At 37.1% G+C, this 14,816-nt stretch carries 13 protein-coding genes; 9 read left to right on the forward strand and 4 right to left on the reverse strand.

What is annotated here, in order from left to right; genetic code table 11:
* The first annotated feature begins 6 nt into the window (after window positions 1-6).
* Together HX124_RS02765 and HX124_RS02770 are read left to right on the forward strand one after the other, a co-directional pair.
* Window positions 7-681, forward strand: coding sequence for a hypothetical protein (locus HX124_RS02765; protein WP_286381953.1), 675 nt, complete (start codon window positions 7-9; stop codon window positions 679-681).
* A gap of 200 nt (window positions 682-881) precedes the next feature.
* Window positions 882-1,259, forward strand: coding sequence for a winged helix-turn-helix transcriptional regulator (locus tag HX124_RS02770; protein WP_286381867.1), 378 nt, complete (start codon window positions 882-884; stop codon window positions 1,257-1,259).
* 236 nt (window positions 1,260-1,495) lie between these two features.
* On the opposite strand, the gene HX124_RS02775 is transcribed toward HX124_RS02770, so the two are convergent.
* Together HX124_RS02775 and prfH are read right to left on the reverse strand one after the other, a co-directional pair.
* Window positions 1,496-1,681, reverse strand: coding sequence for a hypothetical protein (locus HX124_RS02775; protein ID WP_286381868.1), 186 nt, complete (start codon window positions 1,679-1,681; stop codon window positions 1,496-1,498).
* Between the two features lie 20 nt (window positions 1,682-1,701).
* On the reverse strand, window positions 1,702-2,292 hold the full coding sequence (gene prfH / locus HX124_RS02780; RefSeq protein WP_107007311.1) for a peptide chain release factor H: 591 nt from the start codon (window positions 2,290-2,292) through the stop codon (window positions 1,702-1,704).
* 301 nt (window positions 2,293-2,593) lie between these two features.
* Between prfH and cgtA the strand changes: the two genes are divergently transcribed.
* The 4 genes from cgtA (at window position 2,594) to HX124_RS02800 (ending at window position 7,579) form a co-directional block, all read left to right on the forward strand.
* On the forward strand, window positions 2,594-3,808 hold the full coding sequence (gene cgtA, locus HX124_RS02785) for an Obg family GTPase CgtA (RefSeq protein WP_286381869.1): 1,215 nt from the start codon (window positions 2,594-2,596) through the stop codon (window positions 3,806-3,808).
* A gap of 57 nt (window positions 3,809-3,865) precedes the next feature.
* On the forward strand, window positions 3,866-4,999 hold the full coding sequence (proB, locus tag HX124_RS02790; RefSeq protein WP_286381870.1) for a glutamate 5-kinase: 1,134 nt from the start codon (window positions 3,866-3,868) through the stop codon (window positions 4,997-4,999).
* A gap of 575 nt (window positions 5,000-5,574) precedes the next feature.
* Window positions 5,575-6,402: an SDR family oxidoreductase gene (locus HX124_RS02795; protein ID WP_107007308.1), complete on the forward strand. Its 828-nt coding sequence runs from the start codon at window positions 5,575-5,577 to the stop codon at window positions 6,400-6,402.
* A gap of 232 nt (window positions 6,403-6,634) precedes the next feature.
* The gene (locus HX124_RS02800; protein WP_107007307.1) at window positions 6,635-7,579 is read left to right on the forward strand and encodes a LysR family transcriptional regulator; all 945 of its coding nucleotides are present in this window, start codon (window positions 6,635-6,637) and stop codon (window positions 7,577-7,579) included.
* Window positions 7,580-7,583: 4 nt separating this feature from the next.
* Here the strand turns inward: HX124_RS02800 and HX124_RS02805 are convergent, their stop codons facing one another.
* A complete protein-coding gene (locus HX124_RS02805) occupies window positions 7,584-8,204 on the reverse strand; it encodes a TetR/AcrR family transcriptional regulator (RefSeq protein ID WP_286377030.1) in 621 nt (206 codons plus the stop codon).
* 349 nt (window positions 8,205-8,553) lie between these two features.
* Here HX124_RS02805 and HX124_RS02810 point away from each other — a divergent pair, with 349 nt between their 5' ends.
* From HX124_RS02810 to scpC, 3 genes are all read left to right on the forward strand, one after another.
* A complete protein-coding gene (locus HX124_RS02810; RefSeq protein WP_286381871.1) occupies window positions 8,554-10,335 on the forward strand; it encodes an acyl-CoA dehydrogenase C-terminal domain-containing protein in 1,782 nt (593 codons plus the stop codon).
* A 273-nt stretch (window positions 10,336-10,608) separates the two neighbouring features.
* Window positions 10,609-11,784: a thiolase family protein gene (locus tag HX124_RS02815; protein WP_286381954.1), complete on the forward strand. Its 1,176-nt coding sequence runs from the start codon at window positions 10,609-10,611 to the stop codon at window positions 11,782-11,784.
* Between the two features lie 113 nt (window positions 11,785-11,897).
* Complete coding sequence (scpC, locus tag HX124_RS02820; RefSeq protein ID WP_286381872.1) at window positions 11,898-13,400, forward strand: succinyl-CoA:acetate CoA-transferase ScpC; 1,503 nt, start codon at window positions 11,898-11,900, stop codon at window positions 13,398-13,400.
* 82 nt (window positions 13,401-13,482) lie between these two features.
* Here the strand turns inward: scpC and HX124_RS02825 are convergent, their stop codons facing one another.
* Window positions 13,483-14,475 carry a glycosyl transferase family protein gene (locus tag HX124_RS02825; RefSeq protein ID WP_286381873.1) on the reverse strand — a complete coding sequence of 331 codons (993 nt, stop codon included), beginning with the start codon at window positions 14,473-14,475 and terminating at the stop codon, window positions 13,483-13,485.
* Between the last annotated feature and the right edge of the window lie 341 nt (window positions 14,476-14,816).

The following is a 14,816-nucleotide window of genomic DNA, read 5'->3' on the forward strand; positions in this document are numbered from 1 at the left end:
TGTATGATTTTTAATTCTGTACGTACACTGATCTTGAGCTTTATTCTGGTTGTATTGTTGGTTGCAGTATTGTTTTGGTTATATTTGAATGTTCAAGCTTCTTTGCAAGTTTCAGCACACAATGCCGAAATTCAGTTATCTGATTCATTGCCAACACAAATTCATGTTGGGAATTATTTAGAAACTCAAGCAATAGGGAGGTTGGATACAGAGTTAAATATTGATCGTCAGCTTAATTTGCCTTTAGAAGGGCGTTATTTGGCAGATTTAAGTTTTGTGGTGGAAACACCAATTTCTGTAGATATTGATTATGATACCGTGGTAAAAATTAATACGGTGATGCCTTTAGATACAAGTACAGATTTAGTGTATCAAAGTAAATTGTTGCCCAAATTTCCGATAAAAGTTGATATTCCTGTGTCTTTAGAGGTGCCATTTAAGTTAAAGAGAACCTATCAATTGCCTATTAAAATTATGTTTAGTGGTACGGTTATATTTGAGTTTAATGAAATGTTAAATTTATATGTAAAACATAAGTTTAAGCCTGTATTAAATATCAATGACCCGATCACAATGAAGAAAATTGCGAAGTTTAATGCCACGATGTATAACGATAAGCGTCAGTCATTGGCTGATTTAGACTTGCAAATTGATTTACCAATAAAAAATATTCATCCTTAAATATTAGAAAAGTCATCATTAAAAGCGTAGATTTTAATATTTTGATGATGGCTTTTTTATTTTTTAAGATGACATACTCAAAAGATAATATGTTTAATCATGGTGATTTTTTAAACTTGATGCTACTATTATTATGATTAAACTTACTTAATGTAAGTAGATGCATAAAAGTAAGTTATTTACGATAAAGAGAAAATTCAATGAGCACTTATGCACTCACGCATCTGATTGGTCACGTTTTATCAAGTGAATGTCCTTCACGTGAAATTTTGGAACATTTGACAAGTAAATGGTCGGTTTTAGTGCTGCGTTGCTTAAGTACAGGTGTCCATCGTTTTGGTGAGATTCGAAAAAAAATTGAAGGAATCAGTGAGAAAATGCTCGCTCAAACTTTGAAAACGTTAGAGCGAGATGGTTTTATTTTAAGAACGGTTTATCCTGAAGTACCGCCCAGAGTGGAATATCAACTGACTTTTTTAGGGGCACAAGCAGCAGAAAAATTAAACTACTTATTGGACTGGATTGAGAGAAATTTACCTGAAATTTTAGCCAATAAACAAGCTCTAGATAAGTCTTAATTACAACAATAATCAATCATTTAGAAAATAAGGTATTTGAATTAGGTGTAGAATTTATTGAAGCTATTAATCAACGCAATTTTAATGTACGAAAGCAAAAAATTACTTTGTTTAAAGTCAAAATACCTCAAGGAAGAATTTTTCAATAATGTGTTTCAATGACTATTTTACTTTAAAAAGTGTATAGACTCCGTCGTTTTAGATAATGCTTTTGCGGCAAAGTATTAGGGAATTGCTTAATTGCTTTTATTGAGCGGTGTAAGTTGAATGTGGGAAATTTTAGTTAAGCTTTGTTTGATAAGAGAAAATCTATAAAGAATTCCAAGTTGGGTTAAAATTAAAATGTCATCTAAGCTTTGAATAGGCGCAATGGCTAAAATTTCACTTTCTAAACTTTCAAGATAATATTGTTTTTGTTGCATGTATTTCCTGAATGAGTATTTTACTTTTTAAAGCTTCGAACGGCATTTCCTCGTTCTACTAAAGCGTGTTGTAAATGCTGTGCTTGTTTATGATTTGCTTGTTGATTTTCTAATTGTTGCTGTAACTTTAAGGCAATTAACTCTTTTGCTAAGCGTTTATTGGCATGTTGACTGCGTTCAGACATAACTTTGACACTGATACCTGAGGCAATATGTGTGGCATGAATGGCAGAATCTGTTGTATTCACATGCTGTCCGCCTGCACCAGAAGCACGGCAAGCTTGGAAAATAATCGTATCATCGGCAGGAAGTTGTTGTGGTGTGGCAAATTGGCTAATGCCAACAAACCAGTTTTTACGTTTATGATTGGGACGAATTTTACTCTGAAACGTCCATTGAATCGTTCCTAACCACATGTTAAGCCAAGGTTGTGTACTGTCATCAATATTGATTAATACGGAAGAGTAACCATGTTTGGTTTCATTGGATTCAATAATTTCAAACTTAATATTCTGATTTTTCGATTCTTTTTGCATTTCTTGCAGGGTGTATTTTACTGCGAGTTCACATTCTGCGGGTCCAAGCGCAGCACTGATTTGGACAATAGACAATAGAGAGTTCCTTTGAAATAGCGTATTCATTGTTAAAGTTTTGCAGATTTTATAATTTAACTTTATAAACTACAAATGATGGAGTGAAACAAAATGTTGATGAAAAGAAATAATCGGTAAAATTTGTATAGCCTGATTTTAGATTGATATAAAAGTCTTATTTTTTATGAAAATTTATGCATGGTTTTTAGAAAATCAACAAAATAAAGCAAATTTCATGTAATGCTGAAGAATACTATTCGAGAATTTTTTCAAAATATGGCAGAATATACGGTTTTAAAGTATTTAGAGGATTGGCAGCATGCGCTTTGTTGATGAAGCAGTCATTACCGTAGAGGCTGGCGACGGTGGCAATGGCGTAGCCAGTTTTCGCCGTGAAAAGTTTGTACCCTTTGGTGGTCCAGACGGTGGTGATGGTGGTCGTGGTGGTAGTGTATTAATCGAAGCCGACGACAATACCAGTACCTTAGTAGATTACCGTTATACCCGTAAATTTCGTGCTGAGCGTGGTAAAAATGGTGCTGGCGCAAACTGTGCTGGTCGTGGCGGTGAAACCGTTATTTTAAAAGTTCCTGTAGGTACCACAATTGTAGATACCGAGTCAGGCGATATTATTGGTGACCTTATTGAAAGTGGTCAAAAAGTCCTTGTTGCTCAAGGTGGTGATGGTGGTTTAGGAAATACACATTTCAAATCATCAACGAACCGCTCTCCACGTAAATGCACACATGGCATCAAAGGCGAATTTCGTGAAATTCGTTTAGAGCTTAAAGTACTTGCTGATGTTGGCTTACTGGGTATGCCAAATGCGGGTAAATCAACCTTTATTCGTGCTGTTTCAGCAGCAAAACCAAAAGTTGCAGATTATCCATTTACCACGATGGTGCCAAATCTGGGTGTGGTAGATGCTGACAGTCACCGTTCATTTGTCATGGCAGATATTCCAGGATTAATTGAAGGTGCAGCAGAAGGTGCAGGTTTAGGAATTCGTTTCTTAAAACATTTAGCACGTACTCGTATTCTTTTACATATTGTTGATGTACAACCAATTGATGGGTCTGACCCTGCATATAATGCTAAAGCCATTTTGGAAGAATTAAAAAAATTCTCACCAACTTTAGCAAAATTACCAATCGTGTTAGTACTCAATAAGATTGACCAACTTGCAGAAGAAACTCGTGAAGAATGGTGTCAACATATTCTGGATGAGCTTAAGTGGGATGGTCCTGTATTTAGAACTTCGGGCTTAATGTCTGAAGGCACAAAACCTGTTGTGTATTACCTCATGGATCAGATTGAGCAACAACGTGAGCGTGAGCTTGAAGATCCAGAGTATGCAGCAGAAGTTAAAGCATTCCGTGATCAGCTTGAAGTTGAAACACGTGAACAAACCATCGCAGCAAAAGAAGCTTATCGTGAAATGCGTCGTCAACAACGCCTAGCAGGTATGTTGGAAGAAGATGACGAAGACGATGATGGTGATGATGGGGAAATGGAAGTGTACTACGTACGCTAATTTCTAAAAAAGATATTGAGGACAATATCTGCTTAGAACATCAAGACTGAGGACAAGATGATAGAAGTGGTAGATGGGCAACGTCAGCTCAAGGCTTTAAAACGGATCGTTGTTAAAATCGGATCATCATTACTCACAGCAAATGGGCAAGGTTTAGATTTGAATGCAATTTCGCATTGGGCGAAACAAATTGCAGATTTACACAATGCTGGACACGAAATTATTTTGGTGTCATCAGGTGCTGTGGCTGAAGGTATGGTTCGCATGAAGCTAGAGAACCGACCCACCGATCTACCCAGTCTGCAAGCTTGTGCTGCCATTGGTCAAATGGGCTTGATCCAAACATGGTCAAGTGTTTTGGAAAATCATTCCATTCAAACAGCACAAGTGTTATTGACTCATGATGACTTGGCGGATCGTCGTCGTTATCTAAACTCGTGTGATGCTTTGCAAAATTTGATTGATTGGCGTGTGATTCCAGTGATTAATGAAAATGATACGGTTTCTACCGATGAAATTCGTTTTGGTGATAATGACACGCTTGCGGCAATGGTTGCAGGGCAGGTACATGCTGACTTATTGATTATTTTGACTGATCAGCAAGGTATGTTTGACTCAGACCCTCGCTCAAATCCAAATGCAAAACTGTTCGATACTGTTCGTGCAATGGATGAGTCATTATTTGATATGGCAGGTGGTGGTGGTAAGTTTGGTCGCGGTGGTATGTTGACCAAAGTGCGTGCTGCTCGCTTAGCTGCGAAATCAGGTTGCCCAACACTCATTGCGAGCGGTGAAAGTGACAATGTTTTGGCTCGTTTAATGTCAGGTGAACTTTTAGGTACATTGTTTATTACTGATGATGATCGCGTTACTGCACATCAGCAGTGGTTGGCAGCGCATTTACAAACAGCAGGGCGTTTAGTGATTGATGATGGTGCAGTAAAAGCCATCAAAGACAACCACCGTAGTTTGTTGCCTGTGGGTGTGAAAGCAGTTGAAGGGCATTTTGATCGTGGCGATGTGGTTGAATGTGTGGATACGCAAGGACATCGGATTGCGGTTGGACGCGTCAATTTCAGTTCGCGTTCTGCCGAAATTGTCAAAGGTCTAGCCTCTGATAAAGTACATCAAGTACTAGGTGAAGCTCGTTCTTTGGAAATGATTCACCGCAACCACATGGTAATTTATTAATTATCCAAGATCCAATAGATAACTGAAAACCTCGCTTTGGCGAGGTTTTTTTAACTGTAATATTCGTTTGTTGAATTTATTATGTGAAATAATACCATTTGATTAAAGTTAGATAATATAAATTATGGGTTTGCACAGACACAACATACTTTGAAAGGTTTAAATTGCTTTGCGTAGTCAATGCCTCACTTTTCAAGGATAAAAAGTGACAAAAATCCTTTGTTGAGCACAAGCTAAGTCCCTTTACCTGTGCTCAACGGCGACATCCATGTCGCCTCACGATAACATCACCACGTTTAAATCAATTTATGCAGAAAAGAAAAAGCGACTAAGTTATATATAAAGTTAATTTAACAGATTGGAATAAAAACAATGCTTTTGAGCTTGGCTGTATGCATAGAAAAATAAAAAAGACATTTTTTTGTGAATTATACAATTTATTTAACTGACTCTGGAGTTTCATTAAATTGGTCATTTTGTTAAGGAAAAAATCACTTTGGCAGATTTGATCCTATGGATGATCATTTTTATACAGTACATTCAAGAGGTAAAAAAATAATGAATTGAGGAAAATTATGTCATTACAAGGAAAAACAGTATTTATTACAGGTGCAAGTCGTGGAATTGGGCGAGAAATTGCATTACGTGTTGCACAAGATGGTGCAAATGTTGTGATTGCTGCTAAATCAACAGAAGAACATCCAAAACTTGGTGGCTCAATTTACACAGTAGCAAAAGAAGTAGAGGCGATAGGCGGAAAAGCTTTAGCAATACAAGTCGATGTACGTGATCAAAACAATGTTGCACAAGCAATGAAACAAGCTGCTGAACATTTTGGTGGTATTGACATTGTGATTAATAATGCAGGTGCGATTAAGCTATCTGGCGTAGAAATGTTAGACCCTAATCGGTTTGATTTGATGTATCAAATTAATACACGTGCAGTATTGGTTTGTAGTCAAGCTGCTTTACCTTATTTGAAGAAAAGTGAAAATCCTCATATTTTAAATTTATCACCTCCTTTAAATTTAGATGAAAAATGGTTTGCGAGTTATGCGCCTTATACCATTACCAAATATGGTATGAGTATGTTAACTGTGGGAATGAATCAAGAATTTGCTCATTATGGTATTAGTGTAAATTCTTTATGGCCAAGAACAATAATCTCAACTGCGGCAGTTGAATTTTCTTTGGGTGGAAAGGCGTTATTTAGTCGAGCGCGTAAACCAAATATTATGGCAGATGCAGCTTATCAAATTTTAATCAGTCAACAACGTAGTATTACAGGGCGTTTAATGATTGATGAAGAAATTTTACGTGAGTCAGGTGTCTGTGATTTTTCAAATTATCGTTATGCAGACTCAGAAGATGAATTAATGGTAGATTTATTTGTTGCTGAATAAGCTGAAATGATCGTTGGTGTATAAATTGGTGTACAGATGAAGGGTGCAGTGCTAGATGTACCCTTTTTATTTTGAAATAAAAATGAACAAATACACGCAAAAAAATATTTTAAAAGATGAAGAATACGTTTTAGCATTGGAAAGTGACGAAAAAAAGTAGATCATAGACTTGCCCATAAATGGTCGTGGCAGGTTTTTTCTTAAGTCAAAATAAAAGGTGAGATTGAAATTCGTGTTTGAACTGGATTGTAAGTTACTCAGTATTTTTTATTATATTTATAAATTTAAAAGCGTCTCTTTGGCTGCGGATCATTTAGAAATGAGTCAGCCAACGGTGAGTAACATCCTGAATAAAATACGTTTGCATTATAACGATCCTTTATTTTTGCGTATTGGTAATGAAATGGTGCCAACGGAGTTGTCTAAACAACTTTATCCGTTGGTAAGTGAAGCTCTGAGCAAAGTTGAAATTATTAATAATTTTAGTGTTGATTTTGATCAATCTGCATCTCAACAACAATTTACGATTGCCATGACGGATGTATCACATTTAGTACTATTGCCTAAAATTTCACAATACTTAAAGGCACATGCACCACATGTCAAACTGAATGTTAGAGCCATTACATCTGAAACCAGTTATCAAATGGCAAATGGTGAAATTGATTTAGCAATCGGTTTTTTGCCTCATTTAGAAAATGGTTTTTATCAACAAAAACTCTTTGAACAGTTTTATGTTGTGATTGCATCAAAAGATCATCCTCGTTTAAGTGAGCAAAAAATTACAGTTGAGCAATATTTGAGTGAATCACATATTGATATTGATGCAGGCGTTGGACATTACCATATTGCCAATGAGCTCTTAAATTTAGATTTAAAACGTAATGTTTTAATGCGAATTCCAAGTTATTTAGGTGTGGGTTTGGTTGTGCAAGACACAGACTCTATCGCAACAGTGCCTTATTATTTGAGTCAGGTTCTATTATCACGTGGTAATTTGCAAATTTTACCTGCACCAATTTCATTTCCAACGTACTCGATTAAACAGTATTGGCATATGTCTTGCCATCATAAAACCAGTCATCAATGGTTAAGACATATGTGTTATGAAATTTTTAGTCAGGTAAATTCAATGCCATTGCCCAGTCAGTTACTAAATTCAGATCATGATGTTTGATCAATTATTCAGTCTGATGCTCTACATCTGTTAATTTATCTGGTGTCATAAGTGCTTGATTAACATATAGTTTAATTAGACGCTCACGTGAGCCAATCGACTTTTGGTAATAGGTTGAATTTAACAGTAGTGAAGCACCATAGGTCACAGTCCAAATATATGATAAATAATCACGAATAGACATAGTGCTGTTTAAGGCTTTGAGGTGTGCGCCAAAGAGATCTTTTAATTCTAAAATACGTTGTTCACGAATATGATAAAGTTCTTCAAATAACTCTTTGAGTTTACGTTCATTATTGGTTAAACGTTCTTCAATCACATGCAATAAAATCGTGCGATTAGAATTGAGCATATTATAAAGCATGTACTGTGACACATAAACTTTAATATCATGATGATAAGCTTGAGAAATTTCTAATAAACGCTTTTCATTTAAAATAATCAGCTCTAAATATAGTTGGTTTTTACTTTTAAAATGTTTATAGATGGTGCCTTTGGCAATATCAAGTTCGGCTGCCAACTCTGCAAGCGTAATATCTTGGTTATTATCGAGTAACAATGCTTCTGCCATCGTTAAAATTTTCTCTTTGCGTAAAAGAAAATTTTGTTGGCGTACTGAACTCATTTATTGGTTATCCTAAAATTTATAAACAAGAGTAGCTAAAGTATATCAGTTATTTAAAAAATTCTAGTCAACCAAAGCAGTATAAATGCATAAAAATAAATAAAATAATATTCACAAAATATTTCATGTAAAGCAAAAAGCTAAAAAGTCAAGGAAACTGAACCTTAGAGGTCAAAAAATCTGAAAAACATTTCTATTTAGAGTGAAGTATTTTATTGTTTTTATAGTTAATCAACAGCCTAAACCGATGCTATATCAGTAATCTAGTTGGACGTGATTAAAAGATTTGTAATTTTAAAAAGCTTCAAGAACTGAATTTGTTTGAAAGTTGAAAGAAAGGAAAGCAACAATGCCGATTTATAATGCACCGCTAAAAGACATGGATTTTATTTTAAATGATGTGTTTAAAGCTGAACAATTTTGGCAGGGAAATGAAAATTTAGCTCATTTAGATATGGCAACAGCCAATGCAATTTTAGAAGAAATGGCGAAATTTTCGAAAAATGTGATTCTTGATTTAAACCGTACAGCAGATGAAGAAGGTGGAGCGCAGTTTAATCAAGGTGTGGTGACAACACCAAAAGGTTTTAAAGAGGCATTTAAGCAATTTGCAGATGGCGGTTGGATTGGTTTAGGTGCCAATGAAGCATGGGGCGGTCAGGGCATGCCAAAAATGTTGACCGTCCTTGCCGATGAAATGATTTGGAGTACCAATCCATCCTTTATGTTATATCCACTGTTGACGGTGGGTGCGGGTATGGCGATTGATCAGGCTGCATCAGAAGAACAAAAAGCCACCTATTTACCGAAATTTTATACGGGTGAATGGTCAGGTACGATGTGTCTGACTGAACCACATTCAGGGACAGATTTAGGCATTATCAAAACCAAAGCTGAACCTAATGCTGATGGCTCTTATAACATTACAGGCACCAAAATCTTTATTACCAGTGGTGAACATGACCTGTGTGAAAACATTATTCATCTTGTATTAGCAAAAACACCGAATGCACCTGCGGGTTCACGTGGTATCTCTTTATTTATTGTGCCGAAATTCTTAGTCAATGCAGATGGTTCATTGGGTGAGCGTAATACAGTGGGCGCAGGTTCAATTGAACATAAGATGGGAATCAAAGGTTCAGCGACTTGCGTGATGAATTTTGATGCGGCGAAAGGTTTCCTTGTTGGTGAGGAAAATCAAGGCTTGGCTGCAATGTTTATCATGATGAACTATGAGCGTTTATCTATGGGGATTCAAGGCATTGGTGCTTCTGAATATGCTTACCAAAATGCAGCGCAATATGCGACAGATCGTCTACAAGGGCGTGCAGCGACAGGGGTGAAATCACCTGAAAAACCTGCCGATTCTATTTTGGTACATGGGGATGTGCGCCGTATGTTGTTAAATGTACGCGCCAATAATGAAGCATCTCGTGCATTTGCAGTGTATGTAGGTCAGCAGTTGGATATTACCAAGTTTTCAACCGATGCCGAAGCGGTACGTAAAGCCAATGATCGTGTTGCCTTATTAACTCCAATTGCCAAAGCCTATTTAACTGATAAAGCATTGGATTCAGTTTTGGAAGCACAAATGTGTTTCGGTGGTCATGGTTATATTCGTGAATGGGGCATGGAGCAATGTATCCGTGACTTACGTATTTCACAGATTTATGAAGGTACCAATGGTGTGCAGGCGATTGATTTGATTGGTCGTAAAACCATTAAATCGAAAGGTGCATTTATTGCTGAATATATTGCTGAGATTCGTGAGTTTGCAGCATCGATGGATAATAGCCTAAGCATTAAAGCATCTACTTTAGAGGTGTGTCAGCAAGTTGAAGCACTGACTCAGTTTATTATTGAACAAGCACAAACGAATCCTGATTTCTCTAATGCAGTTGCTGTTGATTATTTACATGCGGTTGGCTTGCTCAGTTATACCTATATGTTTGCACGTATTGCACAAGCGGTACAAAATAAGCCTGAGGCGTTCTATCAAAATAAATTAGTATTGGCGCAGTATTATGTAGCTAAAGTCCTACCTGATTTAGCTGCATGTGTGCAACGTATTCAGGCGGGTGCTGAGTTGGTGATGCAGTTGCCTGAAGATTATTTTACAGCGCAGGCGTGATGAATATTCTATTCTTTAAAGAATAGGTAGTTGATTAAGATTATTTTAGTTAAATGAAAATCCCTCCCGACCTCCCTTTAAAAAAGGGAGGGGCAAGAGGAGCGAATGTTGGTTATGGAAAGCTCCCTCCTTTGAAAAAGGAGGGTTGGGGAGGATTAAGTCATTCTTTGACAATCATTTATTAGAATATGATGAAAGATAAATTATGGACAGCATTGAGCAAGTTCACTTGCTCAAGTGCATAACAAAATTGAAAATAGATGGAATAGGTAGATAACAATGATCGTGATTGTAGAAGCAGTACGTACCGCAATGGGCGGTTTTCAAGGTGCATTGTCCGCATGTACAGCACCTGATTTAGGTGCAGTGGCAATTAAAGAGGTTGTGGCACGTGCAGGTTTACAGCCAAATGATATTGATGAAGTGATTTTTGGTTGCGTACTGCCTGCGGGTTTAAAGCAAGGACCTGCACGTCAGGCGATGCGTCAGGCAGGTTTACCTGATACAACAGGTGCAACCACAATCAATAAAATCTGTGGTTCAGGTATGAAAGCAGTGATGCAAGCAGCGGATGCAATCAAAGCAGGTTCTGCAAATATTGTAGTCGCAGGTGGTATGGAGTCGATGTCCAATGCACCCTATTTACTTGATAAAGCGCGTGCAGGTTACCGCATGGGGCATGGCAAAGTGACTGATCACATGTTCCAAGAAGGTTTGGAAGATGCTGAAACAGGCTTATCCATGGGTATTCTTGCTCAGGAAATGTCGGATAAAAAAGGCTATACCCGTGAACAACAAGATGCGTATGCCATCAGTTCTTTAAATAAAGCGGTAGAAGCCGTAAATAATGGCTATTTCAAAGCTGAAATCGTGCCTGTCACCGTATCATCACGCAAAGGTGATGTGGTGGTTGATCAAGATGAACAACCTTTAAATGCCAAAGTCGATAAAATTCCAACTTTACGTCCTGCATTTAAAAAAGATGGCACCATTACCGCAGCAAATGCGAGTTCAATTTCTGATGGTGCATCTGCATTACTCGTGACTTCTGAAGATATTGCTGCTGAACGTGGTCTAAAGCCTTTGGCAAAAGTTGTGGCTTATGCAACCAACTCGCAACATCCTTCAGAATTTACCATTGCTCCTGTCGGTGCGATTGAAAAAGTATTAAAGCAAACAGGTTGGACTGCTGAAGAGGTTGATCTTTGGGAAGTCAATGAAGCCTTTGCGATGGTAGCGATGCTTGCAATTGACGGTTTCAATTTAGACCGTGAAAAAGTCAATATCAACGGTGGTGCTTGTGCATTGGGTCATCCGTTAGGTTCGTCTGGTTCACGTATTATTGTCACATTGATTCATGCTTTAAAACGTACAGGTGGCAAGAAAGGGATTGCAGCTTTGTGTATTGGTGGTGGTGAAGCAACTGCTATTGCGGTTGAATTAATCTAATTATTTTCCTGAAAAATTTAAAGCTCAAGATTTTCCAACATCCTTGTTCGCAAGGGTGATGGGTTTTTACATGCTGTAATTTTTATTTTTTGATGTATTTTGAGATTTTTTGAATGATAAACGGTTTAGAGCGTATTCGTTGTGTAGCTTTACATGAAAAAGTCATGTCTGTAGAAAAAGCGATTACGTTAATTCAAGATGGTGCAGTGGTGGGTTTGAGTGGTTTTGGTGGTGCAGGAGAAGCAAAAACAGTGCCTTTGGCATTGGCAGATTATGCAAAAAACCATCCGTTTAAAATTACCTTGGCAACAGGAGCGAGTTTGGGCAATCGTATTGATGGGCGTTTAAATGAAGCAGATGCTTTGGCGCGACGTTATCCTTATCAGGCAGATCCATCATTACGTAAAGCCATCAATAATGGCGAAGTGATGTATATCGATCAGCATTTGTCAGAACTAGCTGATAATATTCGCCATAAAAATTTGCCAAAAATTAATGTGGCTGTGGTTGCTGCAACAGCAATTACCGAAGATGGTCAAATTATTCCCACAGGTTCATGCGGTAACTCAGCCAATTTTATTGAAATGGCGGATCATGTCATTATTGAAATTGACCATACTATCAGCCCTGTACTAGAAGGTGCACATGATATTTATGTACCTAAAGCACGTCCACATCGTGATCCTATTCCATTGACCCAACCCAGTGATCGTATTGGTACAGTTGGAATCAATGTAGATCCGAGCAAAATCTCTGCAATCGTATTTAATGATATTCCAGATACTTCGTTCAAAATGGATGAAGCTGATGATGAAACCTTGGCGATTGCAAAACATTTGGTTCAGTTTTTTGAAGATGAAGTTGCTATTGGGCATCTGCCTGAAAATTTAGGACCATTACAGTCAGGCGTAGGTTCAATTGCTAATGCTGTTTTTGCAGGCTTTGAGCATTCAAATTTTCATGATTTAGAAATGTATTCAGAAGTTTTGCAGGATTGTACATTTCAATTGATTGATTCAGGCAAAATGAAGTTTGCTTCAGGCTGTTCAATGACTTTGTCAGATGAATGTGCCAAACATGTCATGAATAACTTTGCACAATATAAAGATAAAATTGTGTTGCGCCCTCAGGAATTATCAAACAATCCTGAAATTATTCGCCGTCTAGGTATTATTGCGATCAATACTGCACTTGAGTTTGATATTTATGGCAATGTGAATTCAACTCATGTCACAGGAACGAAAATGATGAATGGCATCGGCGGTTCTGGTGATTTTACTCGTCATGCACATCTGGCTATTTTTGTGACCAAGTCTATTGCCAAAGGTGGAGCGATTTCTTCGGTTGTACCGATGGTGAGTCATTGTGACCATGCTGAGCATGACATTGATATTTTAGTGACTGAGCAGGGCTTGGCAGATTTACGTGGGCTTGCACCACGTGAACGTGCATTGAAAATTATTGAGCATTGTGCACACCCAAGCTACAAGGCAGATTTATTGAAATACTTTAAAAAGGCGTGTGCGCTTGGTGGGCAAACACCGCATGTATTACGTGAAGCCTTGTCTTGGCATGCTCAGTTTGAAGAAACGGGTTCTATGAAACAAGCAGGATAGATCTTGTAGATGTTGAGCTAGATTTTGAAAAATTGAATGAAAAAATGCAATATTTTTTCATTCAATCTGCTGTTGATCGTGCTCAACGTGTTTCCCATAACTGTTTTGCTTGGGTCATGGCAGTTGTATAGTCAGATACAACACCCATGGTATAAAGTGCAATTCCCATGGTTTCAATGACAGCAATTTCGCCATATTCGTGGTGTTGTCGACCTTCCCAAACCGCTTTAAAAACTTCAAGGTCGAGTTGTTCTTCACTTGGGCTACGATTATCAGTCAGTTTTGGCAATTCATATTCATATAATTCGCCATGCTGAATACCGCAAATTAAAGTTTTGGCATCAGGGTTACGTTCAAATTCGCCACCTTCTCCTTTAATCACCGCACTATTTTGGTATCCCAATTTAAATGCTGCATGTTGATGAGAGCTACGATAGGCTGGATGAAAAATCGCTTGCATGGTTGCAGGCGCATTAAATGGGTTAATTAAGCGCGCTAAAGTATGAATTGGAGAACGTAAGCCCATGACATTGCGTAAATTAATCATGTCACTGAGCAATGGTGAAATCACACTTAAGGGTAAAAAGGCAAAATTATGTTGTGCGACTTGGGTTGCGATTTCATCTTCATTTTGACAGATAGAATAGCCTAAGTATTCAAGAACTTGTTCCGTATAAATACGATTAACTGTATGCCCTGAAGCGCCATGCATGACAACTTTATAGCCATGACGCGCTAAAGTTAAAGCAGACAATAAAAACCATGGGAAATGTTTTCGTTTACCTGCATAAGATGACCAATCTAAATCAATTTCTAATGGTTTAAAAGTCAATTGGTCTTTGGTGGCTTGTACAAATCCTGCTAACTCATCTACAGACTCTTCTTTAACACGCAGTAACATGAGAAAAGCGCCAAGTTGTACATCTAATACTTCATTTTTTAAAATCAGAGAAAAGGCAGCATAAGCTTCTTCATAAGTTAATGAACGAGCGCCATTTTTTCCTTTACCAATAATACGAATATATTGGGCAAAAGGATGCTCAAAGTCTTGATATAAATTGCGTTTTGTATTCATAAAATAAGCGTGAAAGAACAGAAAAATAAGTAAAGATACTATGACATAAAAAAGTCAGAAACTGTAAAGCTTATCAGGATAAGACTAAGGTCTAATACAAAATTGATTATTAATTAAACAAAAATTACATTTTTTGCAAGTCCGATGGATTATTTTTTATTAGAATAAAATCGTTTAAATTTTTTAATCTCCTGTTCTCATAGATTTAAAGGTTGTTCTGTTATCACTTTTAAATCTTAATTAAGATCAATAAAATTTTTAATTATATGACTTTTCTGGAAAATGCCATTTTCAGAGGGGTTTTTTATTTTTAAAAATTGATCTTTTGCTGTTTTATGAGA

The organism is Acinetobacter sp. 226-1 (assembly GCF_030329325.1).
Lineage (GTDB): Bacteria > Pseudomonadota > Gammaproteobacteria > Pseudomonadales > Moraxellaceae > Acinetobacter > Acinetobacter sichuanensis.